Origin of the sequence: Pedobacter sp. B4-66 (genome assembly GCF_018492665.1) — a bacterium.
GTDB lineage: Bacteria > Bacteroidota > Bacteroidia > Sphingobacteriales > Sphingobacteriaceae > Pedobacter.
This window is the reverse complement of the sequence record NZ_JAFVME010000015.1, coordinates 17,567-43,219: the sequence shown is the minus strand read 5'-3', so window position 1 is coordinate 43,219 and position 25,653 is coordinate 17,567. Positions and strand designations below refer to the sequence as shown.

Annotated in this window: 28 protein-coding genes; 14 read left to right on the top strand and 14 right to left on the bottom strand. The window is 37.8% G+C overall.

Annotation, left to right across the window (positions count from 1 at the left end; genetic code table 11):
• Positions 1-5: 5 nt before the first annotated feature.
• The 8 genes from J1905_RS21475 to J1905_RS21440 all read left to right on the top strand — a co-directional run bounded on the left by J1905_RS21475 (position 6) and on the right by J1905_RS21440 (position 8,106).
• Entirely contained in the window at positions 6-1,157 is a 1,152-nt protein-coding gene (locus J1905_RS21475; protein ID WP_214229274.1) for a YncE family protein, read from the top strand.
• 18 nt (positions 1,158-1,175) lie between these two features.
• Positions 1,176-2,141, top strand: coding sequence for a PKD domain-containing protein (locus J1905_RS21470; RefSeq protein WP_214229273.1), 966 nt, complete (start codon positions 1,176-1,178; stop codon positions 2,139-2,141).
• A gap of 12 nt (positions 2,142-2,153) precedes the next feature.
• Positions 2,154-3,239 (top strand): YncE family protein, encoded by a 1,086-nt coding sequence (locus J1905_RS21465; protein ID WP_214229272.1) that lies wholly within the window; start codon positions 2,154-2,156, stop codon positions 3,237-3,239.
• A gap of 22 nt (positions 3,240-3,261) precedes the next feature.
• On the top strand, positions 3,262-4,377 hold the full coding sequence (locus tag J1905_RS21460; RefSeq protein ID WP_214229271.1) for a YncE family protein: 1,116 nt from the start codon (positions 3,262-3,264) through the stop codon (positions 4,375-4,377).
• A 29-nt stretch (positions 4,378-4,406) separates the two neighbouring features.
• Entirely contained in the window at positions 4,407-5,510 is a 1,104-nt protein-coding gene (locus J1905_RS21455) for a fimbrillin family protein (RefSeq protein ID WP_214229270.1), read from the top strand.
• A gap of 72 nt (positions 5,511-5,582) precedes the next feature.
• Complete coding sequence (locus J1905_RS21450; RefSeq protein ID WP_214229269.1) at positions 5,583-6,677, top strand: DUF5074 domain-containing protein; 1,095 nt, start codon at positions 5,583-5,585, stop codon at positions 6,675-6,677.
• 97 nt (positions 6,678-6,774) lie between these two features.
• Positions 6,775-7,356 (top strand): DUF6580 family putative transport protein, encoded by a 582-nt coding sequence (locus J1905_RS21445; protein WP_214229268.1) that lies wholly within the window; start codon positions 6,775-6,777, stop codon positions 7,354-7,356.
• 60 nt (positions 7,357-7,416) lie between these two features.
• Positions 7,417-8,106 (top strand): SIR2 family NAD-dependent protein deacylase, encoded by a 690-nt coding sequence (locus J1905_RS21440; RefSeq protein WP_214229267.1) that lies wholly within the window; start codon positions 7,417-7,419, stop codon positions 8,104-8,106.
• On the opposite strand, the gene J1905_RS21435 is transcribed toward J1905_RS21440, so the two are convergent.
• From J1905_RS21435 to J1905_RS21405, 7 genes are all read right to left on the bottom strand, one after another.
• Positions 8,099-9,841: a peptidase associated/transthyretin-like domain-containing protein gene (locus J1905_RS21435; protein WP_214229266.1), complete on the bottom strand. Its 1,743-nt coding sequence runs from the start codon at positions 9,839-9,841 to the stop codon at positions 8,099-8,101. The two genes, J1905_RS21440 and J1905_RS21435, sit on opposite strands and share 8 nt — an antisense overlap.
• Positions 9,841-10,818: a FecR family protein gene (locus tag J1905_RS21430; RefSeq protein ID WP_214229265.1), complete on the bottom strand. Its 978-nt coding sequence runs from the start codon at positions 10,816-10,818 to the stop codon at positions 9,841-9,843. Before J1905_RS21430 ends, J1905_RS21435 begins: the two co-directional genes overlap by 1 nt.
• Before the next feature lie 9 nt (positions 10,819-10,827).
• On the bottom strand, positions 10,828-11,421 hold the full coding sequence (locus J1905_RS21425; protein ID WP_350027996.1) for an RNA polymerase sigma-70 factor: 594 nt from the start codon (positions 11,419-11,421) through the stop codon (positions 10,828-10,830).
• A 68-nt stretch (positions 11,422-11,489) separates the two neighbouring features.
• The gene (locus J1905_RS21420) at positions 11,490-13,028 is read right to left on the bottom strand and encodes a DUF4833 domain-containing protein (RefSeq protein ID WP_214229264.1); all 1,539 of its coding nucleotides are present in this window, start codon (positions 13,026-13,028) and stop codon (positions 11,490-11,492) included.
• Positions 13,029-13,150: 122 nt separating this feature from the next.
• Entirely contained in the window at positions 13,151-13,801 is a 651-nt protein-coding gene (locus J1905_RS21415; RefSeq protein ID WP_214229263.1) for a GIN domain-containing protein, read from the bottom strand.
• Positions 13,802-13,865: 64 nt separating this feature from the next.
• Positions 13,866-15,005, bottom strand: a complete 1,140-nt coding sequence (locus tag J1905_RS21410; RefSeq protein ID WP_214229262.1) for a hypothetical protein — start codon at positions 15,003-15,005, stop codon at positions 13,866-13,868.
• Between the two features lie 80 nt (positions 15,006-15,085).
• Positions 15,086-16,291 (bottom strand): multidrug effflux MFS transporter, encoded by a 1,206-nt coding sequence (locus J1905_RS21405; protein ID WP_214229261.1) that lies wholly within the window; start codon positions 16,289-16,291, stop codon positions 15,086-15,088.
• 110 nt (positions 16,292-16,401) lie between these two features.
• On the opposite strand from J1905_RS21405, the gene J1905_RS21400 reads away from it, so the two are divergent.
• Positions 16,402-17,034: a class I SAM-dependent methyltransferase gene (locus tag J1905_RS21400; protein WP_214229260.1), complete on the top strand. Its 633-nt coding sequence runs from the start codon at positions 16,402-16,404 to the stop codon at positions 17,032-17,034.
• Between the two features lie 11 nt (positions 17,035-17,045).
• On the opposite strand, the gene J1905_RS21395 is transcribed toward J1905_RS21400, so the two are convergent.
• Both J1905_RS21395 and J1905_RS21390 read right to left on the bottom strand, forming a co-directional pair.
• Entirely contained in the window at positions 17,046-17,660 is a 615-nt protein-coding gene (locus J1905_RS21395; protein WP_214229259.1) for a YdeI/OmpD-associated family protein, read from the bottom strand.
• 17 nt (positions 17,661-17,677) lie between these two features.
• A complete protein-coding gene (locus J1905_RS21390; protein ID WP_214229258.1) occupies positions 17,678-17,854 on the bottom strand; it encodes a hypothetical protein in 177 nt (58 codons plus the stop codon).
• 140 nt (positions 17,855-17,994) lie between these two features.
• On the opposite strand from J1905_RS21390, the gene J1905_RS21385 reads away from it, so the two are divergent.
• The 3 genes from J1905_RS21385 to J1905_RS21375 all read left to right on the top strand — a co-directional run bounded on the left by J1905_RS21385 (position 17,995) and on the right by J1905_RS21375 (position 21,189).
• The gene (locus J1905_RS21385) at positions 17,995-20,247 is read left to right on the top strand and encodes a heavy metal translocating P-type ATPase (protein WP_214229257.1); all 2,253 of its coding nucleotides are present in this window, start codon (positions 17,995-17,997) and stop codon (positions 20,245-20,247) included.
• Positions 20,248-20,364: 117 nt separating this feature from the next.
• Positions 20,365-20,577, top strand: a complete 213-nt coding sequence (locus tag J1905_RS21380) for a heavy-metal-associated domain-containing protein (protein WP_108204000.1) — start codon at positions 20,365-20,367, stop codon at positions 20,575-20,577.
• Between the two features lie 45 nt (positions 20,578-20,622).
• On the top strand, positions 20,623-21,189 hold the full coding sequence (locus J1905_RS21375) for a helix-turn-helix domain-containing protein (protein WP_214229256.1): 567 nt from the start codon (positions 20,623-20,625) through the stop codon (positions 21,187-21,189).
• Here J1905_RS21375 and J1905_RS21370 read toward each other — a convergent pair.
• From J1905_RS21370 to J1905_RS21360, 3 genes are all read right to left on the bottom strand, one after another.
• Positions 21,186-22,352 (bottom strand): chromate transporter, encoded by a 1,167-nt coding sequence (locus J1905_RS21370; protein ID WP_214229255.1) that lies wholly within the window; start codon positions 22,350-22,352, stop codon positions 21,186-21,188. The genes J1905_RS21375 and J1905_RS21370 overlap by 4 nt on opposite strands.
• A gap of 14 nt (positions 22,353-22,366) precedes the next feature.
• Positions 22,367-22,888, bottom strand: a complete 522-nt coding sequence (locus J1905_RS21365) for a hypothetical protein (RefSeq protein WP_214229254.1) — start codon at positions 22,886-22,888, stop codon at positions 22,367-22,369.
• Between the two features lie 62 nt (positions 22,889-22,950).
• Entirely contained in the window at positions 22,951-23,790 is an 840-nt protein-coding gene (locus J1905_RS21360; RefSeq protein ID WP_214229253.1) for a chromate resistance protein ChrB domain-containing protein, read from the bottom strand.
• A gap of 135 nt (positions 23,791-23,925) precedes the next feature.
• Here J1905_RS21360 and tatA point away from each other — a divergent pair, with 135 nt between their 5' ends.
• Together tatA and J1905_RS21350 are read left to right on the top strand one after the other, a co-directional pair.
• A complete protein-coding gene (gene tatA, locus J1905_RS21355) occupies positions 23,926-24,126 on the top strand; it encodes a twin-arginine translocase TatA/TatE family subunit (protein WP_173089341.1) in 201 nt (66 codons plus the stop codon).
• 110 nt (positions 24,127-24,236) lie between these two features.
• Entirely contained in the window at positions 24,237-24,422 is a 186-nt protein-coding gene (locus J1905_RS21350; RefSeq protein ID WP_214229252.1) for a hypothetical protein, read from the top strand.
• A gap of 163 nt (positions 24,423-24,585) precedes the next feature.
• On the opposite strand, the gene J1905_RS21345 is transcribed toward J1905_RS21350, so the two are convergent.
• Complete coding sequence (locus J1905_RS21345; RefSeq protein WP_214229251.1) at positions 24,586-24,978, bottom strand: DUF1801 domain-containing protein; 393 nt, start codon at positions 24,976-24,978, stop codon at positions 24,586-24,588.
• A gap of 66 nt (positions 24,979-25,044) precedes the next feature.
• Entirely contained in the window at positions 25,045-25,566 is a 522-nt protein-coding gene (locus J1905_RS21340; RefSeq protein WP_214229250.1) for a hypothetical protein, read from the bottom strand.
• Positions 25,567-25,653 lie beyond the last annotated feature (87 nt).

The following is a 25,653-nucleotide window of genomic DNA, read 5'->3' as shown; positions in this document are numbered from 1 at the left end:
CACTTATGAAAAAGAATAAAACACTTAATGCCATTAGTTTAGCAATTTTAATTACCTCAGTAGGGCTTACGTTATCTTGCCGTAAAGAACTTAAGCCAGTACCAGAACAGCAAGAAACGCTGTTAACACCAGATCCATCAGCTCAGGTTAAGGGATTTTATATTGTAAACGAGGGCAATATGAATATGAATAAGGCATCTTTAGATTACCTCGATTATACCACTGGAATTTATAGAAGAAACATTTATAACAAAGCAAACCCCGAAGTAGTAAAAGGACTTGGCGATGTTGGCAATGATATAGCCGTTTACGGTTCTAAGCTGTATGTGGTAGTAAATGTTTCTAATAAGATCGAAGTCTTGGATGTAAAAACAGGCAAGCGTATCAAACAAATCAACATCATTAATTGTCGCTACATTACCTTTCATAATGGCAAGGCTTACGTCAGTGCCTACCTGGGAACGGTTGGAGATCCTAAAGCACCAAATGGAATTGTTGCAGAAATAGATACAACATCCTTAACAGAAACCAAAAGAGTAGATGTTGGTCGACAGCCCGAAGAAATGGCCATTGTTGGCGAAAAACTCTATGTAGCCAATTCAGGTGGATACAGCCCTCAAAAATACGAAAGAACCGTTTCAGTAATCGATCTGAGTTCATTTAAAGTAACAAAAAATATCGATGTAGCCATTAACTTACACCGTTTAAAGGCAGATAAATACGGAGATCTTTACGTAACCTCCAGGGGTAATTATTACGATGTTCCCTCAAAAATGTTTGTAATAGACACCAAAACCGATCAGGTAAAAAAGACTTTTGATATCGCAGTAAACAACCTCACCATTGATGGAGATATTGCTTATTACTATGGTTCAGAATGGAGTTATAACGAAGCCAAATACACCATAACCTACGGTATGCTCAACGTAAAAGACGAAGTAATACTCAATCAGAAATTCATTACCGATGGTACCGAAAAATCCATCACTATACCATACGGGATAGCAGTACATCCAATAACCAAAGAAGTCTTGGTTACAGATGCCCTAAACTATGTTTCTCCAGGTAAACTTTACTGTTTTGATCCTAGCGGAAAAAAGAAATGGTCGGTTACCACAGGCGATATTCCGGCTCACTTTGCTTTTGTATATAAATAACCATATCTAAATTAAAAAATGAAGTTCTATCAAAAATCAATTCTTGGCCTTTCAGCAGTTTTACTTTGTTTAAACTCCTGTACATCTCCAAGTGATCCTTATTATGATGAAGTACCATACACGCCACGTTTGGCTACAAATACTAGTGGTAAATATATCAGTAAAATATATGAATACTCACCTGCTCCGGGGCAATTTATAAATACAGGGTTTGGAACTATGGAAGCCACCAAGCAAATCGTAGGGCAGGCTTACAATAGCCTTGTGTCTTTAGGAGGATACGGAGGGTACATCATTTTTGGATTTGATCACTCAATAGAAAACATTTCAGGGGCTGATTTAGGGGTTTACGGAAACCCATTATATGGCGAAAATATGGAGTGGTCTGAACCTGGAATAGTAATGGTGATGCGCGATTTAAATGGAAATGGATTACCTGACGACGGAGAATGGTTTGAACTGGCCGGAAGTGAATACGGTAAGTCCGAAACCATTAAAAACTATAGTATTACTTATTATAATCCCAAAAATTTAAAAGATGACATTCACTGGAAAGATAACCAGGGTAAAGAGGGCGATGTACTAAGGAATATGTTTAACAAAAATAACTATTATCCTGAATGGGCAAAAAATCAGGATCAGCTTACTTTTACAGGAACGCTACTTAAAAGTACACTTATGGACGGTGATATTATTACAAATAAGCCACTTCAATGGGGTTATGTAGATAATGGTTCTGAAGACTTTAAGTTGCTTACAGAAACTACAGATCCTTACAACTCTTTTGATATTGACTGGGCAGTTGATAAGAATGGCAGTAAAGTCAATTTAAAATATATAGACTTTGTTAAAATCTATACAGCACAAAACTCAAATGGAAATCCTTTCGAACCAGATAGAGAAAACTACCGTGCAAGATGGCTTGGAGAAGTTTCTACTGAAATTGGTGGAGCTGTAGATCTTAAATTACATTTAAAGAAATAACCAATCTGTAATATGAACTATAACAAACTACTACCTTGCTTTTTAGCCGGGTTTATGGCACTAACCATTGCCTCATGTAAAAAAGATAAAATTAATAGCGATGAGCCCGAAGCGCTAATGCCAAAAGAAACAGTTGGTGTTTATATGCTTTGCGAGGGCTATATGGGCCAAAACAATAGTACCATCTCATATTACGATATCAAAACAAAAGCTTCAGAAAAGGATTACTTTAAAAAAGTAAACGGATATGCATTAGGCGAAACCGCAAATGATTTACAGCGTTACGGTAGTAAAATGTACTGTGTTGTATCAGGTTTACAAGGAAAGAAAAACTCTTATCTGGAAGTGATAGATATAGCTACAGGAAAGTCATTAAAAAGAATACCTTTCTTTGATGCCACAAGTGAATTTATGCCACGCTATGTAGCCTTTAATAAAAACAAAGCTTATGTATCTGGTTATGATGGAAAAATCTCCCGTATTGATACCGCAACTTTAACTATTGATTCGAGAGTTGAAGTAGGTGGAGCACTTGAAGGACTAGCAGTAGTAAATAACAAAATCTACGTTACAAACTCAGATCATCCAATTCATCCCGATGGCAAAAAGAACGTTGTTTCTGTGGTAGACCTTACCACTTTTGCAAAAATAAAAGACATAGAAGTTATCCATAATCCAGTTAGAATTGCAGCAGCAGGAAACGGAGATTTATTGGTAATTTCATGGGGTAATTATTCCGACATAATGCCAGGTTTAACGCGTATTAATAGTACAACAGATTTAGCTACAGGTAACTACGAATACAGTGCAGGTGCATTGGCAATAGGAGGTAATACTGCCTATTTAAGTCTCGACTGGGGAGCATCAATAAAACCGTTTGATGTAGGTACAGGTATACTGGGCAAAGAGTTTGTTACTGATGGTACCATTACCGCTGGCGCATACGGAATAACGGTTAATCCTGTTGGTAACGAAGTTTACATTGCCGATGGTGCAACAGATGGAAAGGCATACTGCTTTAGTGCATATGGAGGCAAGAAGTTTGAGTTTGAAACCGGACCTTTACCACAACACGCCGTTTTTAAATATGGATATTAACAAGAAGATAAATAGAATAATCATGAATAAACCAGTACTAAACTATAGAAAACCAGCATTGCTTGCAATCATTGGCAGTGTTTTAGGATTAGCATCTTGTAAAAAAGATAAATTGCCAGTATTAAATGAGCGACCAGTTTCTACGGCCGGTGTATATGTATTGTGCGAAGGCTCATTTGGCTTAGCAAATAACAGTACCCTTACTTATTACGACCTTGCTGAAGGTAAAGCAACACAAGATTATTTCAAACTGAAAAATGGAATTTCTTTAGGAACCGATGCCGCTGATTTAAAACAATACGGTAGTAAAATGTATTGCACTGTAACTGGGGCAAGGGACACCAAGCAGGATTCCTATGTTGAGGTCATTAACATTGCGACAGGAAAATCTCTAAAAAGAATTCCTTTCTTTGATGATAAAAACGACTTTATGCCTCGCTTTGTAGCTTTCTATAAGAACAAAGCGTATGTATCTGGTTATGATGGTTATATCAGCAAAATTGATACTGCTAGTCTAACTATAGAGTCAAGAATTCAGGTTGGTGGTGCATTAGAAGGTTTGGCAATTGTAAACGGCAAGTTGTATGTAACAAACTCTGATCAATTTTATTATCCAAGTCCCAATAATACATCAGTTTCTGTGGTCGATCTAACTACATTTACAAAGAAACAAGACATCAATGTTGGTTTTAATCCTATAAAGATTGCCGCAACCCCAAATGGCGATTTGCTTACAATAGTAAAAGGAAATTACGCCGATATTCCAGCTCAACTTGTTAAATTGAGTAGTGTAACAGATAAAAAAGTTGACGGTTTCGATACTAATCTCGCTGGAATTACAATTGTAGGGAATAGTGGCTATGTAGTTGTTGAAGGAGCATACCCTATAAACTATTTAAAAACTTTAAATGTAACCAATGGACGAGTAGAGACTGATTTTATTAAAGATGGAACAGCTGTAATGACCTCATATGGTATTACTATAAATCCGTTAGGCAATGATGTTTACGTTGGCGACGCTTTAGGATATGCTGCTGCGGGTAAGCTTTTCTGTTTTGGCGCTGATGGTAAAAAGAAATTTGAATTTGCAACAGGCGGTTCACCTCAAAGTGCGGTATTCAATTACAACTATAAATAACGATATTGTACTCATTAAATCTGCCTGTTATGAACATTAAACATTACCTGCTTTTCGCTTTACTAAGTATCAGTATCTTATCTGCTTGTACAAAAGACGAGGATGCGGAGCAAGCTCCTGTGGTTGATATGGTAATTAAAAATAACCCAATTAACAGCAAGGTTAATGAACAAATCGCGTTTACCACGATTAATGTAAACAACAAGGCTTACGATGAGGAATGGAAACTAGATGGGGAGGTTAAAAGCACCTCCTCATTTTATAATTTCACCCCTGTAAAAGCAGGTATTTATAACATAGAGTACACAGCTACAAACAACAGTGGTGCTTTTACCTATAAATATGTAGTAAATGTCGGCGTGCCAACAGTACCATCAAATCCTGGAAGCAATCAATATGTAACTAAAGTTTTTGAATACTTACCAGCTCCTGGTCAATACACCAATAAAACTATTGGAACACTCGAAGGAGCAAAAAGTATCGAAGGTAAACAAGGCATAGTATCTCTAGGCGCATGGGGCGGATATATAGTACTCGGTTTTGACCACACAGTAATCAATGAAAACCAGAAAGACGACATTATTATTTATGGCAATGCACAATCAAACTGGGCAGAGCCTGGAGTAGTATGGGTAATGCAAGACGAGAATGGAAACGGTAAACCCGATGATACCTGGTACGAGCTAAAAGGAAGTGAGTTTGATAAAGAAGGATATATTCGTGATTATGAAGTAACCTATACAAAACCAACAACGGGAGGTAGCGTATCATGGAAAGACAATAAAGGTAAAACTGGAGTTGTTACCATTGCAGGAGCTACTTTGCAAGCCTTTCCATCATGGGTAGAGGGTACCGAATATACACTTAAAGGAACATTACTACCTTCATCTGGTATTAAAGCAGAAACACCAACCTTTATTACAAGTGCACCTTTTGCTTTTGGATATGCCGATAATAAAGTAGGCGGCGACAACATCGATATTGCCAACGCTATCGATAAGGACGGAAAAACAGTACATCTTACCGGTATCGATTTCATCAAAATTCAAACAGGTATTCAAGCCGATCTTGGCTGGTTAGGCGAACTATCAACAGAAGTGTTAGGCGTTGCCGACTTAAATCTTGCCAAATAAGCCCCCCAGTTAACAATTAAACAATCAGATCAATTTTATAATAAGCCGCTTTCAACAAATCATAACAACTAAATGAACAACATTTTTCTTAAAAAATCGCTTTTACTTGTAGTATTAGCAGGAACCCTATTTTCTTGTAAAAAAGACAACAACAAAGAAATTCAGCAATTAGAACCAGGTAAATTCGAAGATGGTTTCTTTATAATTAACGAAGGCTGGTATGGCCACGGTACAGGTTCAATAACCTTTTTCGATAATGCCTCACGCACACTAAAAGATAGCGTTTTCCAAAAAGAAAACCCTGGTAAAGATTTTGAACCTAAAAGTTCAACTGTTCAGTTTGCAACCATATTCAATAAAAATTTATATGTAGTAAGCAAAATAGGTGGCCCGGTTGTAGTGGCTGATGCTAAGACGCTTAAGGAAGTAGGACGTATCCCTGCATCACCGAAAAGTGACTGGCGTGCTTTTGTCGGTCTCGACGAAAATAACGGACTTTTAAGTAGCAGCAAAGGAATCTTTAAAGTTAACCTTAAAACTTACGATGCTACTACTCAAGTTGCTGGAACAAGCGGCCAAACTGGCGATATGCTTAAAGCTGGCAAATATGTTTATACCCTTTCTCAGTCCGAAGGTGCAGTAATTTATAATTTAGCAGACCTAATCGTGGCCAAAAAAATAAAGGGAGTTACATTAGGTTTTGCACAAACTCCAAATAATAAAGTGTGGTATACCAAAGGGAAATTCCTATACAACTCAGACCCTGTAACATTAGCTACCGACAGTGTTGAATTGCCATTTACACCAGCAAGCACATGGTTTACTTGGTTCTCTTCGCCAATCATTGCTTCTACAAAAGAAAACACTGTTTTTCTTTTAAAATCACCTTCATTTGGTGGCGGTAAAATGCTGTATAAATATACCGAAGGAAATCCGGCAACACTTCAACAACCTTTTATAACAACTCCTGATAAGCAATCATTCTACAAAAAGAACCTTGGTTATGATGCTAAAACAAATCAGATTGTAGTTACAACCGTTCAGGATGGTTATGGAGAGAATTACGGTGTAAACAATATCTATTTTTACGGCGCTGTATCAGGTAACCTGGTTAATAAGATTTCTTATTCAGGATATTATTTTCCAGCAATGTTTGTATTTCATTAAAACAGGTGCGTTTTTATAATAGAAACCTTGCTTTTTAATACCATAGAAATAATATAACTTTGTGTTATAAACTTTTTGAGTTATAATCTTTAAAAATATGTCTGAATTTAAATTCAATCCACGTACTGCCATTCTTCTGTTAATTATTGTTGTGATCAGCCTCATTCGCGTTGCTGCACCACTATCTGATAATTTCAAAGACATCGCAAATTTCTCTGCAGTAGGGGCGATAGCCTTATTTGGAGGAGCATATTTTAATAACAATTACAAAGCTTTTGGATTCCCCTTAGTGCTTTTATTGTTAAGTGATATTTTTATTGCCAAAACATCAGGTTACGGTTTCTTTTATGCCGGTTGGTATTGGACTTATATCGCGTTTGTGATGATGGTTCTTGTTGCCAAGCTGTTGATTAGAAAGGTAACTGTATTAAGTTTCCTAACTGCAGCTCTTTTAGCTGTTCTTGTACACTGGATAGTTGCCGATATTGGTGTAATGTACTTCCCAGGATTGTATGAGCCGACCTTAGCAGGATATATCAAATGCTTAGGCGCTGCGATACCTTATGAAAGACTATTCCTTTACGGAACACTAGCTTACGGTACTATTATGTTCGGTGCATTTGAATTACTAAGAGCTAAGTATCCACGTTTAAGTTTATCAGCAAATACAACAGTATAGTTGTAAGTAAAGTTTTTATTATATTGAAGGCTGTTCCAAAAGAACAGCCTTTTTACATTTATGAAAAAAAAACTTGTAGTATTAACCGGAGCTGGTATCAGTGCTGAAAGCGGCTTAAAAACTTTCAGAGACACTGACGGATTGTGGGAAGGATTCAATGTTTACGACGTTGCCACCCCTGAAGCCTGGCAGCGTAATCCTGCACTAGTGCAAGACTTTTACAACCAAAGAAGGAAGCAAGTATTAGAAGCGCAACCAAATGCAGCCCATAAAGCCCTTGCCAATCTTGAAGCTTATTTCAATGTTCACATCATTACCCAAAACATAGATGACTTACATGAACGTGCTGGCTCATCAAACGTTACCCACCTACATGGCGTAATTACCCGATCACAGTCAGACATAAATCCCCAACTAACCTACCCAATAAACGGATGGGAAATCAAGGAAGGAGAGTACTGTGAACTTGGTTCACAACTACGGCCACATGTAGTCTGGTTTGGCGAAGCTGTACCAATGATAGAAATAGCAGCTTCAATCTGCTCAAAAGCAGATGTTTTTATGCTGATAGGAACCTCGTTGGCAGTTTATCCAGCTGCAGGACTAATAGATTTTGTGCCAAAAACAACAATAAAATACATAATAGACCCTAGAATACCCGAGGTAGGCCGCTATAAAAACATCGTAAAAATAGAAAAGGCAGCAACATCCGGAGTAGCAGAAGTAGTAGAAGCACTAACCACTACATAATTGTGATACCAACATTCCAACCAATCCAACCCTTGGCTCTTTTGCTAATGTAATCATGCTTTGTAGGAGCTACATTCTGTTTGTAACCCTTGCCGCTCGAACCTTCAGGAGCATCTGTAGAATAAATTGAATAAACCGGACCACCAAATATCGATACACCTTTAATCAGCTGAATCTGTAGATTAGTTTGAAACCTATGTAAGAAATTCGAATAATCCCAATTGCCGAGGTATAAATACTGAGAAGTTATCTCGGCAGCTACAGAGAACCTGTTGCTAAATACAAAATCATGGCCAAACCCTAAACCAGCAGTCTCAACATTGGCAGAGTCGGCAAAGTTTTTTCCAGCCAATATGATATTATACAAATTCGCATTACCCATTTTAAAAGATGCATTGGCGTTTATGGTTTCATTGGTGGAGAAACTAAGCTTATGATAACCATGATGTACATAGTTTATTAAACCTAAGCTATAGCCATCAGAACGACCAGAAATATTTACGATACCAATCTGTAAACCATCCATTTCCTTGGCGTAATTAAAGAAACCAGCAATCTGAGTCCCTTTCATTTTTTGCGAAGTCATGTTGCCAAAACCGGCTATCTGCATACCATTAAGGTTTTTAGACGTTAAATTACCAAAGCCTGCAATCTGAATCCCCTTCATATCTTTGGACACCACATTGGCAACACCGCCAACTTGCAGGCCTTCAGTCTTTTCCTTTACATGGTTAAGCAATCCAGCAACCTGTACACCCTTAGAATTTGTGCGCACATCGTTTAGCACACCTGCAACCTGTACACCGTCTACCGAACCACCAACACCATTAAACACCCCCGCTATCTGCAATTTTTTAACATTTCCTTTAGTGATGTTAAACATTCCGGCAACCTCAACACCATCAGTTCCTGCGGTATAACCACCTAAAATATTCAAAGAAAACTTATTAATCACCTGCGAACTCATTATTCCATGTGTACTTAAACCGGGAGTAAGAGAAGCCTGAAAAGGAGTATTAGCAAAGAAATCAGGAATATTTAAACTCTGCATACGCTGTTTCGAAGAAATAAAGAACCTGCTAATACCAGAACTCTCAATAGAATTTAAAAACTCACCCCCCTGTTCCGAATCTTCATCAACATAACCCTCGGGCTTAACTGTAATATCGGCCAAAAAAACCAGCGAAGTATCCCTATAACTATCCTTGCTAGCAGTTAAAGTCACTTCAGTATGCTCACCCTTAAATCGAAGCCTGAAATAACCATCGTTATCCGTAAGTACCGATTGAAGCAAGCGCTTTTCGTAAACACTAGCCTGCTTTACTTTTTTGCCTGTTTCTGTATCAACGACATAACCACTGATGATATATAGCTTTTCAGCACTTGTAATGTTCTCTGGCTCTATAGTGAGGTGATTCGCCGCATAGCGAAGAATAATGTACTGACCGGTCTCTTTATAGTCTACTTTGCCATTAAATATACGATCAAGAACATCCCTAACCTGCATATCTTTTGCCTTAATGTTTACTATGCTATCCTGTTTAAACAGAGAGCCGCTGTAAGAGAAATAGAAATCCCCGGCTTTACTCATTTTATTGAGCACCTCAGAAATTGGCTGCTGCTTAATATCCAGATTAACCCTTTTATCCAAATTGCGCATGTAATTGGTCACAGAAGACTGTGCATTACAATATCCGGTTACAAATAATAGGGTTATGACTATTTTTAATCTCATTATTTAATTTTAGACAATACAATCTGCCCATCGTTACGATCTATTTTCAAGTTCTGCATAGTCTGAGTAATTAACTTCAGATTACTATCCAGAGGAGTTGCTTCTTTAAGCGTAGTATTAAGCGTTTCATTAGCAATACTCGCATCCTGTATTACTATCTGTGCGTCATAGGCTTGGTTTAAAATCTCTGCAACCTTCCAAAGTGGAGTTTTCGAAAACACAAACTCTCCGCTGCGGTAGTAGTTATACAACTGATCGGTATTTTGTTCCTTAATCAATTTTGGTGATGCCTCTTTAATCAAAACCTTTTCTCCTTTACGCAATTCCACTACCTCTTTACCTGTGCTCACTTTTACAATACCTGTTTCTACAATTACTTCAGTTTCACCTTTTAAGTGCTTCACATTAAAGGAGGTACCAACAACAGTTACCGAAATCTTATTTACCTCAATTACAAATGGCCTCGATTTATCATGAGCGACATTAAAAAACACATCACCCTTTTTAAGCTTAACACTGCGGTCTTCTTTAAAATCAGTAGCATAGCTGATCTGCGAATTTTTATTCAAAGTTACTTCAGATCCATCAGGAAGATGTTCTGTGATCACCTTATTGCTCGCCGTCAGATCGGTATAGTTTGCAGGGCCAAATACATTATACATCATCCATGCTCCGGCAACTAAAACCAAAACAGCGGCAATTTTTAACCATCCGAAAGACTGTTTTATTGGACGCACAATAGCTTCATGTGAGCTAAAAGTTTCTGTGCTAGAAGCTCTAGCTTTAAATTTAGTCCAGGCCTGTTCCTCATCAATATTACTTGTACTACTTAAGCTTTTACTTGCAGTCCAGATTTTTTCAAGTTGAGTATACTGCGCCCGGTTAGAGGTAGCCTCATCCAGCCATTTTTGTACAGCAATACTTTCTTCTTCACTTGTTTCTTTTAAAAGAAACTTTATCAATATTTCCTCGGTCATCTGTTCCTCTTAATTAAAAAAATCCTTGTAATACATGATTATGCCTGGCAAAATGAACGCAATGAAATCGGCCAGTTTCAAACGCAATATCTTTAAAGCCTTACCCATCTGATTTTCTACTGTTTTAATAGAAAGATCTAGTTGCTCAGCTATTTCTCTATATTTCAATTCCTCAAACCTGCTCATCTGAAAAATAGTTCTGCAATGTTCAGGCAATTCATTTAATGCTTCCTGAAGCTTAAATTGAAGTTCAGTAAGCTCTACTTTTGATGATGCTGCTTCATGATGATTATTCATGGTATAAGCTGCAAAATCCTGGTATTTTGTTTTAACCTTTTGGTGTTTTATGTAATTTAAACTATCATTATAAACACATTTGTACAAGTATGCTTTTATTGAAGTTTGCACATTTAACAACGCTCTCTTTTCCCAGAATTTAAGAAACATAGATTGTACAATTTCCTCCGCAGTGTCTTCGTCCCTAAGCATTATATTGGCATAGGAGTGAAGCTCTTTATAATGTGCTTTGAACATTTGTTCAAATACTTTATCATCATAATAGGGCGGCGAGCTAGTTTTAATAGGGGTATGATTCAATTCCACTAATTCGTTTTTTCAATAGGTTGGTTTGTTTCTTAGTCAAATATATTAGTTTTTCGTAAGCGCCCGGCCTAAATCTCAATCCGCTTTAAAAACTCCATTCCCGAAGCACTATTCACAGTTATCAAATCAATGTATTCTACTTTTGGAAACCAAAAAGAACCACCATTAACTCTAACAAAAACCCTTTTCAACAATAGGTCCTTACCCTCATCCTTTATGTAAATCTTGTATTTATTATCAATTTCTGACCTTTTAAGATACAGCGGCATCTTTTTATAAGCAACCAATCTTATTTCATACTCATCATTCGGCAAAGCTTTACATTTAACGCCATAAGCAAACCTGCGCTCAATACCAGTTAATTCCTTGTATTTGATTTGCTCCGTATACCTGATCCACGACCCTTTAACTGGATTTTCACGATCTAGCACACCATCACTTTTAAAGTTAAGCTCATAGATCACTGTATTAGCATCAGGATTTCTCTGAAGAAAAAACAGCAGATTTTCTCCTTTAGGAGTAGGTAGTCCCGATGTTTCTTGCTCATACCCCTTTTTTAAAGGCTGACTAAAAACATTTAAAGACTCACTAAGCAACAAAATGATCATCAATAATATACCTGCAAATTTTAACGTGTTTAATACCTTGCTTTTAGTGCCATTAACGCTAGCTTTTTTCTTTTCACTATGTGTAAGCTTGTGCTTGTAAATCTTACCCGGACTAGCAAAAATGAAGAACAACATTTCCCTTATTCCATCACTTTGTTTCACATCCTTAATCATATCTCTATACTCATGGAAGTTCAAAATAAAGGGGTTAGTTTTATTCTCAACAGGCGTAGTCAGACCATAAATCGGTTGTTCCTCTTCGTATTGAAAAGTTCCAAATAAATGATCCCAAATCATAAACATAGCACCAAAGTTCTTGTCCAAATACTTCTCCTGACTACCATGGTGTACCCTGTGATTAGATGGAGTACCAAAATACTTTTCAATAAAAGGGTATAACTTTCCAATAGCCTCAGTGTGAACCCAAAATTGATATAATGTACTCAACTGACTCGCTACAAAGAATATAACAGGATTGAAACCCATTAAAGCCACCGGAATAAAAAATACAGTTTTAAAATGTTGCACCCAACTTTGTCTAAATGCAACTGTTAAATTGTAATGTTCAGCGGAGTGATGTACCACATGTGTAGCCCAAAAGAACCTGTTGAAATGAGAGATTCTGTGCGACCAATAGCTACAGCAATCATAAATGATAAAGCACGGAATCAAAGTCCACCAGTTTAGGCTCATTCGCCATGGCAAAATATTATATATCCAAACAGCGCCATAAAGCAATACTGCTTTCATTAAAAGATTAACCGCCAAATTTCCAAGGCCAATAAAAACCGACCCAACAGTTTCTTTCTTTTCATAGCTTTTATGCTCTGCAAAGTGCGAAAATCCACATTCCAATGCAGTGCAAAAGAATACCAAAGGCAAGGCATATACCAATAGATCCGGGGCACTTTTCTCTAACTGATGGATGTCATTAATCGGAATCCTTGCTGCTCCGAAAAGAGAGATGAAATTTTGCCAATATGATTGAATCAAAGCCATAATAGTTATGTTTAAGAGTCGTGTATTTATCCGTTGCTAAACTATATTAACTAACTGTGCCAGAACATACCTATAAGTGGGTATTTTAAGTATTAGTTAATTAGATGTCGCAATAAATGCTTTTAAAGTTTAATTACTTTTCCTGATCCGCTGATGTCAGAATTAACCTGAGGACTACCCCAGTAGTAAACTTTACCACTACCGCTTATTTTAGCCTTAAGTAAGTCCTGCACTTTTATCTTAACATCACCACTGCCTGAAACATCTATGTCAGCAGTTTTGGTGTTTAGCTTTTCCAGATCAGCATTGCCAGAGCCTGAAATATCAACTTTGGTCTGCCTTGCATTAAGCGGCTCGTCAACCTCAACCTCCCCAGATCCGCTAATAGAGGTTTTAAAAACATCCACATCAGGAAACTGACCTTTAATCTCAACTTCGCCGCTGCCACTTAACGAAACACGGTCTATCAATGGCATCGTAATAAATACCTCAATGTCATCGTGCCTAACGCTGGCTTGTTCATATTCCAGATACAAAACATTGCTCATAACCTTGGTTTTAAAACGAGGAATCAAATTGTCAGATCCTTTTAAAATAACCTTAAAATCGGCACCATATACTACATGGATAGGGTTGGAGCCACTTCCGTTTATTCCTGTAAAGCTACCTGGTTTGCGTTCCTCTGTGATTTTGTCGCCACTAGCTGTTAGCCTGTCCTTTGAACAAGAAATAAATAGCAGACTGATGTAAACGTATAATACTAAGTTTTTCATAGTAGGTTGTTTTTTAATGTGTTATAAATGATGATTGTTAATTTTAATTAAAGGTTGCAAGTAGTTAAAAGATTACCTGAATACCTCCAGTGTATCCAACGTATAGCCCTTGGAAGTCGTTACCCCACTTGTTTTGCCATTTCGATATATAATGTTTGTTTAGTGCTTTGCCTTCAGCAGTATTGGTGTTTACGTAGTTAAGAGAAGGACCAGCATAGATTTCCAGAAATTTGGCAATCTTTAATGCAGGTAATACACGTAATGAAGTGTTAAAATATTCTCCATCTTTAAAGCTCTCCAAAGTAGTTGCTGTTAACTCTGTGTTTAACCTAAAGCTTTTTGATTGAAAGAAATGCGCTCCAAAACCAGCCTCAATTGCATATACTTCTTTATCGTTTTTAAAGTTATAACCAACCCCTAAAATTCCATAAAGCACCCTACCTCCAGATCTGAAAGTCAACATTGTAGTCAGGTTTTCGTTAGTACTTATGCCTATACTTTTCTCCCCGTTTTTAATGATGTTTACAATACCTATAGGAAAATCGCTGCTCTCTGCAATATTCATAAAACCAGCTATCTGAGCTCCTTTAACTTTTTTTGCAACATTTATAAACCCTGCAATTTGAGAACCCTTTACATCCTTTGCGGTATTGATAAAACCGGCAAGCTGAGAGCCTTTCACATCCTTGGCAATATTGGCAAAGCCTGCAAACTGCGATGCTGTTACATTTTTAGCAATATTAGTAAACCCAGCGAACTGAGCGCCATTCATATCTTTTGCAACATTTGCAAAGCCTGCAAACTGTGCACCTTTCACATTTCCCGAAGAGATATTGCTGAATCCAGCGAAAGCAAAGCCATCGCCACCACCATAAGTATTCGCAAAGCCTGCAAATAATCCGCCGTCTGCATTTTTAATTACATGGTTAGAGAAGCCTGCAAACAGAAACCCTTTGCTATCATGAAGCACAACATTTGAAAGACCTGCGAATGCGAAACCACGTTCGGCAGCAGATACGCCTCCAATCAAATTAAAAGAAAGGTTGTTAGTATCTAAGGGAGCATGAGTTCCATTGGTACTTAATGGATACACAATACCAATATGCATTTTTCCTGGCATCTGATTTTGTGCATTTGCACTGATACTGGTAGTTAATCCTGCAGCTAATAATACTGAAGTTGTGATAAAAGATTTAATGTTCATTGTTGTCTTGTTTTAGAGTAAGACAACATGATTAACTTATACCCCTACGTGAGGAGTAAAAAAAACTGTAGAAGAGATTTTTACACTAGAGGAGCAGGATTGGAAATAATATTTCTTCTTCCAACAGTTAAAATAGTGAGCGCAATAACCGAAGTTCCGGTCATAATTGCTACCATTGGCACAGCCGAAGTCTGCTCAAAAAAGCCAACACATGCCGAAGCAAGCGCTCCTAAGCCCATTTGAAGAGCACCCATCAAGGCGGAAGCACTACCTGCATTCTTAGAAAAAGGCGCAAGCGACAGCGCAGCTGCATTTGGATTGGCAACCCCTAAGCAACACAAGAATAAAAACAAGAATCCAACAGTTTCGGCAAGACCGAACCAGCCATTAATACTACCAATTAAAAACATCAAAACAGTAACTACCTGTCCTATTATAGCAGCAAAAATCAATTGCTCACTTTTATATCGCTTCAGCATAAGCGTATTAACCTGACTAGCACCAATAAATCCTGCCGAAAGAAAGGCGAAAATCCACCCGTAAATCTCCTCCTTTACCTTAAATAACGACATAAATAAAATAGGGGAACTCGTAATATATACAAACAAACCTGCAAATGCCATTCCGCCAGTAAACGCATAAGTGTAAAACTGAGGTTCACGTAACACCTTTAAAAAGTTGGTTATTATTGGTTTAGGTTTTAATGACATCGTAGTGTCAGCCTTATAACTTTCGGGCAACCAAAGCCAGCTGGCTATAAGATTAAACAAGCCCAAGCCAAGTAAAATCAAGAAAACAGTATGCCAGCCAAAAGCCACTGTAACGTAACCACCTACGGTAGGTGCTATCATTGGCGAAACACTGAGAACCAGCATTAGCAATGCAAAAACCTTAGCATTTTCGCTAACCGGAAACAAATCTCGGACCATAGCTACCGAAGCCACAGTAGCCGCACAGCTTCCAATTGCTTGTACAAATCTTAATATAATAAATGAATCAATATCTTTAGCCAAGGTACATCCGGCAGATGCCAAAATATAAACCAGCAAACCAATAAACAAAGGCTTCTTTCTGCCGAAACGATCTAATAATGGGCCGTAAAGCAACTGTCCTGCCGAAATACCGATGAAATAACTAGATAACGACCACGCAACTTTTGCCTCACTGGTACCAAGATCTTTGGCTATAGCCTTAAAACCCGGCAAATACATATCAATAGAAAAGGGGCCAAGAGCAGTTAACGAACCAAGTATTAAAATTAAGAACAGATATCTTTTTTGCGTCATGCTACAAAAGTAAGTATTTGAAGATGGGCTATCTGTCACATACGAGTATAAATGCGGAGATAATTATTTTTTTGTCTTAGCTTTAAGAGTATATAGTTATCAATAATAGTATGAAAATATTAAAACCGGCCGAGGCATTCGATAAGTCTGCAAAAATATACCAGGATAAGTTTATGGATGTCAGTATGTTTGCCGAAACATTCAACCTCTTTTGCGATAATATAGCGACTGATGATGTCAGTATTTTGGATATCGCCTGCGGCCCTGGGAACATCACCAAATACTTGTTGGATAGGAGGCCTGATTACCAAATTTTAGGAATTGACCTCTCTCTAAATATGCTCGATCTTGCCCAGAATAATAATCCTAACGCTACATTTCAGCAAATGGACTGCCGTGATATTGACACTATTGAACAGAAATTTGATGGGATCACATGTGGCTTTTGCTTGCCCTATTTAACACGTAAGGAAGCTATTGATTTAATTGCTAACGCATCACGATTGTTAAAACCAGGTGGTGTGCTTTACTTAAGCACTATGGAAGGGAACGATGATTGCAAATCTAAATATCAAATATCAAGCACCGGCGATCAGGTTTGGATAAATTACCATCAGGAAGACTACTTGTCTAAAGCTTTCTTTGAGAATAACTTTGAAGTCATCAATTTAAAGCGTTTTACTTCTCCAGATAAAGATGGTTTAATGATTACCGACTTGGTATTAACCGGGAAATTGAATTGATAAGTATATAATTACTTAGCATATTGCCAGAACCTACCTTTTCCTTGGGCAATCCATTCTAAAGCTTGTTCCATTCTTTTTTGCCTGGTGGCTTCTGTTTTGGCGTCAATTATCCAAACCAGATAGTCCTTTCTAAAAGAGGGTGATTTGCTTTCAAAAATTGCTCTAGCTTCTGGGTGTAGTGCCAGAGCCGCTGCAAAATAATCAGGTATTTCAATGACGTTAGGTGCTTCGGCTTTTTGAGGCTTAGGCTTTTTTATACCTTTTTCATTCAATTCCATCGCTTCTTTGATGTAAGCGACCAGTATTTCCTTTGAAGGTAAATCTGCTAACGATTTAAGTTTTACCATAAATCCCATTTTTTGCCCAGCTTTTACACTTGCAATCACTTTGGGATCGTGCATTAACTCCGCTTTGTAAAGGCTGAAGCTACAATGGGTTTTTGCAGCAGCTAGAATAAGCATCATATCTGCTTTGTAATCAAAGTGGGGGTAACCCCATTTAATAATTTCTTCTGCTTCTGGGCAGGTCTCATGTATGATTTCCCGTAAATAGTTAAGAATGGGTTTTGCAAAATCTGCAGATTTTGCAATGTATTCATCGAATGCTGGATTAAATGCTGACATTTTTTATAGTTTTGTTATTACTTCTTTGATCTTTCATTGATGAAATCTGCAAGTTTGCTGATATTCTCAGTACTACTGGTGCCATTCCAGGCAGGCATTTCTTTTTCAGTAATTCCGTTAGTGATAACAAGAATATGAAGGTAAGAAGTAACCTGTTTTTTTGCATGCCGGAGGAGGATTTGTTTGACTTCCAATTTAGGGAAATAATTTCATATCCATTTTTATTCTTTAATGGTGTTTTATTCAGTCTCCAAATTATATAAATTAAACACCATATTATATAAGCCCTCCCAAGACCAGCCATAGTACCTTTGTATTATAAATAATTAAGATTATGGCTTTACAAGAAAATATAGAAACAATTTCTTTTCCCGTGTTGGGGATGACTTGTGCCAGCTGTGCGGTTAGTGTTGAATCTATGATAGGTGCACAAACCGGTGTAAAACAAGCTGAGGTAAACTATGCAACCCAAAAGGTAAAAGTTACTTATGATGCAGATGTAATACAGCCAGAAGGAATGCAGAAAGCAGTTCAATCGGTAGGGTACGACTTAATTCTGGATACTGATAAAGGAAACGAAAAACAAGAACAAGTACAGGCCGACAATTATAAAGCATTAAAAAAGAGAATCATTGCCGCAGGAATATTAACCATACCTATAGTAATAATAGGCATGTTTTTTATGGATATGCCTTATGGAAACTACATTATGTTGGTTTTATCGGCACCAGTAGTTTTTTACTTCGGTAAAAACTTCTTTATAAATGCCTTTAAACAAGCAAAACACAGCAAGGCGAATATGGATACACTGGTTGCATTAAGCACCGGAATTGCCTTCATTTTCAGTGTGTTTAATACATTTTATCCTGAGTTTTGGCACCACAGAGGACTACATCCACATGTGTATTACGAAGCTGCCGCTGTAGTAATCGTGTTTATCATGCTAGGTAAATTGCTTGAAGAACGTGCTAAATCAAACACTTCATCTGCCATTAAGAAACTAATTGGGTTACAGCCAAAAACGGTGATACTTGTTACCGAAGATGGCGAAAAAGAAATTCAGGTAGCTGATGTTAAAACTGGTGATAAACTGTTGGTTAGATCGGGCGAGAAAATCCCTGTAGACGGTAAGGTTTACGAAGGAAGTTCTTTTGTAGATGAAAGCATGATTACCGGAGAGCCTGTGGCCGTTTCTAAGCAAAAAGACGATAGTGTTTTCGCCGGAACCATTAACCAAAAAGGTAGTTTCCGTTTCATAGCAGAAAAAGTTGGTAGCGAAACTATGCTGGCACACATTATTCAGCTGGTACAAGAAGCACAGGGCTCTAAAGCACCGGTTCAAAAACTGGTTGATAAAGTAGCGGGAATATTTGTACCAATAGTAATGTTGATTGCAATTATCACCCTGGGTGTGTGGTTGTTATTTGGCGGGGAACATGCCTTTACACAAGGGCTACTCGCTATGGTTACTGTATTGGTGATTGCTTGTCCTTGTGCGTTAGGACTTGCAACACCGACAGCAATTATGGTTGGAATAGGCAAGGGTGCAGAGAGCGGTATTTTAATTAAAGATGCCGAAGCACTTGAACTTGGCTACAAAGTAAACGCCATTGTTTTAGATAAAACCGGAACCATTACAGAGGGTAAACCAGAGGTTACATCTATCCATTGGACTGATAATTTGCCTGAAAACGTGGATCAGTTAAAGCAAATATTTGCCGCTATGGAACAAAGCTCAGAGCACCCATTGGCCGAAGCAATTTTTAACAGTCTTAAAGAGGATTTAAACAGACTTAAAAAGGATGATGTAAAACCTGTCAGTATTACAGATTTCGATAGCTTAACTGGTAAAGGCGTATCGGCAGTGTATAACGGTAAAAAGTACTGGGCCGGAAGTCATAAGATATTGGTTGATCACAATCAGGTTATATCCAATGAATTGAAAACGCAAGCTAAAGTGTTACAAGATCAGGCTCAAACTGTAATTTACTTTGCCAACGAAACACAAGTATTAGCTGTGGTATCAATTGCCGATCAGATAAAGAAAGGCTCAAAAGAAGCTGTTGCTAGATTGATTAAGCAAGGTATTGAGGTTTATATGCTTACCGGCGACAATAAACAAACTGCGGCTGCGGTAGCTGCAACGGCAGGGATTACCAACTATATGGCCGAAGTATTGCCTTCTGATAAGGCTGATTTTGTTAAAAAACTACAGGCCGAAGGAAAGATAGTTGCCATGATTGGCGATGGAATAAACGACAGTCAGGCGCTGGCACAATCCAATGTGTCGATAGCGATGGGCAGAGGTTCTGATATTGCCATCGATGTGGCCAAAATCACGCTAATATCTTCGGATTTATTGCAAGTTCCAAAGGCGCTGCAGTTGTCTAAGAAAACGGTAAGGACTATTAAGCAGAACTTGTTCTGGGCGTTTATTTACAACCTAATAGGGATTCCGATTGCAGCAGGGGTACTGTATCCGGTTAACGGGTTTTTATTGAACCCAATGATTGCAGGTGCGGCGATGGCTTTAAGCTCAATATCGGTAGTGAGTAATAGCTTGCGATTGAAATTCGCAAAGCTGTAAAGGCGAGTGGGATATCTGTTCAGCGTCATCCTGAAATAAATTTAGGATGACGAGAGCTTTAAAAAAACTAATAATTCAAAAAACATAACATAATAACAACAATTAAATTCAAAAAATATGCAAACTTTAAAATTCAAAACAAATATCAAATGTAGTGGTTGTATCGCAACGGTAACACCTCACTTAAACGGCTTAAACGAAATAGAAAACTGGGAAGTAGATACGGTAAACCCTGATAAAATACTGAAAGTAGAAGCTGAGGACGACCTTAAAGCCACAGAAATAATTGCTACCTTAGAGAAAGCTGGTTATAAGGCTGAAGAAATATAAGTACTAAAGAAGATACATCAACCAGAAAGAATTAACACAGAAAATATGACATTGTATGTAAAAAATATGGTTTGCGACCGTTGCATTATGATCGTTGATGAGCGTTTACAAAACCTTGGTTTTTCTGTAAAACAAATTACTTTAGGAAAAGTGGATGTTATTCCGGATCCTAATCCCGAACAATTAAAAGACATTGCTTTCGAATTTCAGGCATTAGGTTTTGAGCTTATCCAAAAGGAGAAAAATCAATTGGTAGAGCAAATTAAAAATGAAGTAATTAATTTGGTTCACTATTCTGATTTAGGCGAAATCAATCAAAGTTTGATGCATTTGGTAGCTGATAAGTTGAATAAAGACTATAATTATCTGAGTAGATTATTCTCAGAATCAGAGGGTTTAACCATCGAGAAATACATCATTCAGCAAAAAGTAGAAAAGGTAAAGGAGCTGTTAGAGTATGGCGAACTAAACCTGAATGAAATATCCTTTAAAATGGGATATAGCAGCAGTGCCCACTTGTCAGCGCAATTTAAATCCTTAACCGGACTTTCGCCAAGTAAATACAAAGCTTCATCCATTGCAAACAGGAAGCCTATTGATAAATTGACTTAGATAAGATTTATCAATACACCAGCTACTGCCGAAGCCAATATGAGGTAGGGTTCTTTCATTTGCTTAACGTAAATTAAAGCTAATATAGAAAACAGCGCGATTGCAGTTGTAGGAATATCTACAATTGCACGCGTTGCAATAATGATTACTGCGCCCACGAGTGCACCAATTACAGCGCCGGTAATGCCATCTACAAATGCTTTGATGCTGGGGTTTTTGGCGATTTTTTTGAAAGAAGGCGCAAGGGCGACGGTAAAAAGATAACAAGGTAAAAAGGTAGCCAGTGCTGCAACACAGGCGCCTGGGAAACCTGCCACCAGATATCCAATAAAAGCAACAGTGATCACAACAGGGCCAGGGCTAATCATTGCCACTGCGACCGAATCTAAAAACTCTTGTTCATTAAGCCATCCGAATTCCTGAACTACCCCTCCATGCAAAAAAGGGACTATAGCAAGTCCGCTACCAAATACAAATGCGCCTGCTTTAAGGAAAAACAAGCCAATCTCTTGCAGTGTTTTGCTCTCATATTGCCAAAAACCGATGCTTACTAAAATCACAGAAGGGGCAGAGGCGGGTTGTTTAATCCATTTTGGTGGAGCTTTAACCATCATGTAAATTAGGCCACAAGCTATGAAAAGTAAAACATCTTCTCTTTTGGTTATTACGGTGATAATTACACCTGTAAGGTAAAATACCCAAAGTAACCAGTTTGATTTAATGGCTTCGAAATTCAATTTGCTTACTGATTTAATGGTGAGTTTATAAGCACTTACAGTGATAATGCCAATCACAGAAGCACTTACTCCATAAAATACAGCTTGCATGCCGGGTAAACCGCTATAAAGTTTATATGCAACCCCTAGTATAACTACCATAATGAATGAGGGTATTACAAAAGCAAGGCCTGCTAATGTTGCCCCTAGCAATCCATAATGGACAAAGCCTATATATATGCCTAGTTGAGCAGCCAGGGGCCCGGGAGCAAGCTGCGCTAGCGCCAGGCCTTCTTTGTATTCATCTTCCGAAATCCATTTTTTTTGCTCAACAAGGTCTCGTTGCATGTAACCAACCAAAGCTACAGGGCCGCCAAAGCCCCAGGTGCCTAGTTTTAAGAAGTATAGAACTAGATTGGCGAGTTTGTATGTGGGGGTGTTTTTCATGATGGTTAAGCTGATTAAAATGAAATTCCGAACTGAAAGCCTATGCCATAGGTTGAAGATTGGTCGTTTCCGAAACGAGCTGGTAGGGGAATCGCAACAAAGTAACTGCAGGCTTTGTTTTTCTTTATTACCTTATTGAATACGGGGGTAATGCCATATCTGCCAGAGGTTTCGAATGCCAATCTCCCTGCGAAAGTAAAGCCATCGCCAAGTGCGACCAGGATACCCGGATGAAATAGTACATTGTTGACTTTACTGTTTGTACTGGTTGCTTTTATAAATGGCACTATTTCACTAGAGAAGCCAATTTTATCGCTTTTCCAGATGTTTATGCCTATGGGTAGGCCTACTATGTAACTGTCTTTAAAATTAGTGTGGGTTCCATCGGTACTAAAGGATACTAGAGGATGTACGATACCAACATAACCGGTTATTTTTGGATAGGTAGTTTGGTGTTGTTGCGCTATCGCGGTTGTGCTTAAAATGACATACAGAAGTATAGTAAAGAGTATCGTTTTGCGTTGTTTTGCTTTCATAGTACAAGACTACAGCATTTATAAAAGCTAAAATAGAACGTATTTTACTGCTGGTATAGAATTTACTTTTTAGGAGGGTTTTTTCTGTATTCGGAGGGTTTTAGGCCTGTTTCTAGCTTGAAGATTCTTGTAAAATGGCTTTGATCGGAAAAGCCGGTTAGGTAAGCGATTTCTGATAAGGAATAATCGGAGGTGGTCATATAGGTGATCGCTTTATTGATGCGAAGTTTTCTGATGTACTCGCCAAAGGAAAGGTCGTCGAAGTATTTAGAGAATTCTCGGGATAGGTAGGTGGGGTTTATGTTTAGATTGCTGGATATGTTGGTGAGTGTGAGGGTTAAATTTGTATCTATCTGATCTTGAATAATTGTTTTTAGTTCTGTGGCCCAGGTAGGGATTTTATCGGTATTTCCTTTTTTAAGAAACTTCTGATATACTTCTATTAATAGTTGCTCAACGGGGCTTTCTGTATGCTTTACGTTTTGTAGGTGTTTGGCCCAGGTATATAATGCGTCGTATATTACCATGCCGGCTTGTAATAGTTCCTGGTCGTTTTTAATGTTGTAGGCCATTCCGGAGGCTATTGCCCATAGTCCTGAGGCCTGACTTGCTAAATTATGACGATCGGTATCTGCTCCTCTTACAATTGGAGCCATTATGTCTAGGGCGGGATCGTTGAGGTTGTACTTTTTTATGAGTGCATCAAAGGTGCATTGGTCGTTTTGATGGGTGAGCTCAACGCCGGGTACGTCGAATGGTGTTGCGTTTATTTCGACAGCCTTTTGTATAACTTGATCAAAGGGTACGTAGTAAAAGTGGGCGTCTTTATCAATGAAATTTTTGATTAGCCAGGGGCATGCTATTCTGTCTATTTTTGGGCGCTCTCTTGTGATCCAGTTCATAGGTTAAAGTTACGTAACGTATTCTGTTTGGCGTTATGTTGAAATGGAGTTGTTTTTCTTGTTCAACTTTAATGTGGCTTTAATGCGGTTTTAATGTCTGCTTGTTATTATTGCACGAAGTTAATTTTATAGATTATGTTGCAAAATACGTTGCTAGCGGCTCTTGGTACACCGGAAATTGCGGTGATTTTGGTTGTTGTTCTACTGCTTTTTGGTGGTAAAAAGATTCCTGAGTTGATGAGTGGGCTTGGAAAGGGAATCAGGGAGTTTAATAATGGAAAGGATGGGGTAGGTGATGTTGATAAAAAGTCTGCTGATTCTGAGCTGCCGAAATAGGTTATATAAGGGGGGGAATTGTTTAATTTGGAAAACTGAAGTAGAAGATAAGTCAGTTTGATAGGATTTATAAATAATTTATTATTTTAGAGTCTAACCAAATAAATGCAATGGGAGTAATTGAAGGAATTAGCATCGTCATTTTTCTTTTGCTGTTTTACTTAGGCTATAAAATGGCCCAAAAAAAAGGTATGGGTGGTGTCGGTGGTGTGATTATGGTTATGCTTTTTAATTGGCTTGGTTTGATAGTCATATTTTTTCGCCAAAAGCGGAAAAACCCGATCCTGATCAATTGAAATATGAAAAAGATTACAGAGATACTTACTATTTTATTGGATTGTTATTCCTTGTCTTAATTGTATTTGTTGCTGTTGTTTATTTCGGCAATAGGGCTACATGAAATATGGTGCAATAAGTAATGCTACAATAAACAATAATAATTAATCTTCAATTGGTAGCTTAAGATAATCGTATTAGTACTCCCTTTCTCTTCATTACATTTTTATAATCCCATTGGATTTCTCTGGATTTTTGAAGCCAACGAGATAGATCAGAGAGGTTGATTTGTTCGATAGCAGTGTAGGTAATAGAGGCGTCTTTAAATTTACCTGTGTTTATTTTTAGGTCGGCTTCATTAAAGTCAGCGCCGCTCCAGAACATTAAACGAATACCTGCTTTAAGTTTGCTATAGCCTACAATTGGGTTTTCGTTGAGGAACCAAACTGGGTGGGCATGCCAGATTTTACTTTGAGCTTCTGCTAGGGCATGGTTAATTGCGGCGGAGAGGATGTTGCAGATTTCGCTATCTGTAGGGGACTGTGAGTCGTTATAGCTTTGTATGTCCTTGTTCATAATGTTTTTATAAATCGGCCGATTTTATATCTTAAACTAAAATATGAATAATTAATATCTTTTGGTTTACTGTGGGTTGTCTTTGTATCGGATTAGGATGTAGGAGGGTTGATCAAATGGTTTTAGTGTTGATTTTTGGTGAATTACAAATCCACAGCTTTCTAGAAAGGTTATAAGGGGATCGGTTTGAAGTACTTCCATCCAGACAGCATATTCTGCTCTGCTTATTGATAGGCACTTTTGCCATAGGGATTCTCTTGATTCTGCATTGTCGAACTCGGGGAGGATGTGGAAATAGGAATAGTGAAGAATTCTTTTCCCGTTTAGTGCTTCAGGATAAAGACTTGTTTGTTTTACCATTGCAAATCCGGCAGGTTCATTTTTGGCGTAGACTATAATTAATTGATTGCAAAAGACGTTTAATTCGCTTATAGCATCAAGATAGTTGACTTGTTGTTCGATGAAGGGGGTTAGTTTATCTGTAGGGACGATGTTGTGATACATTGCCTTAAGTTTTGCTTGTTTAAGGGATAATAAGTTTTCTAATCCTTGTTCTGAGGCTACTGTGAATTTTGATATTACTTCCATTTCTGTTTTTTTTATAAGCTGTTTTCTTAAACAAAAGTATGGTTAGTGGGTGTCGATACAGAGTGCAGAATTTGTAAAAGTAATCGG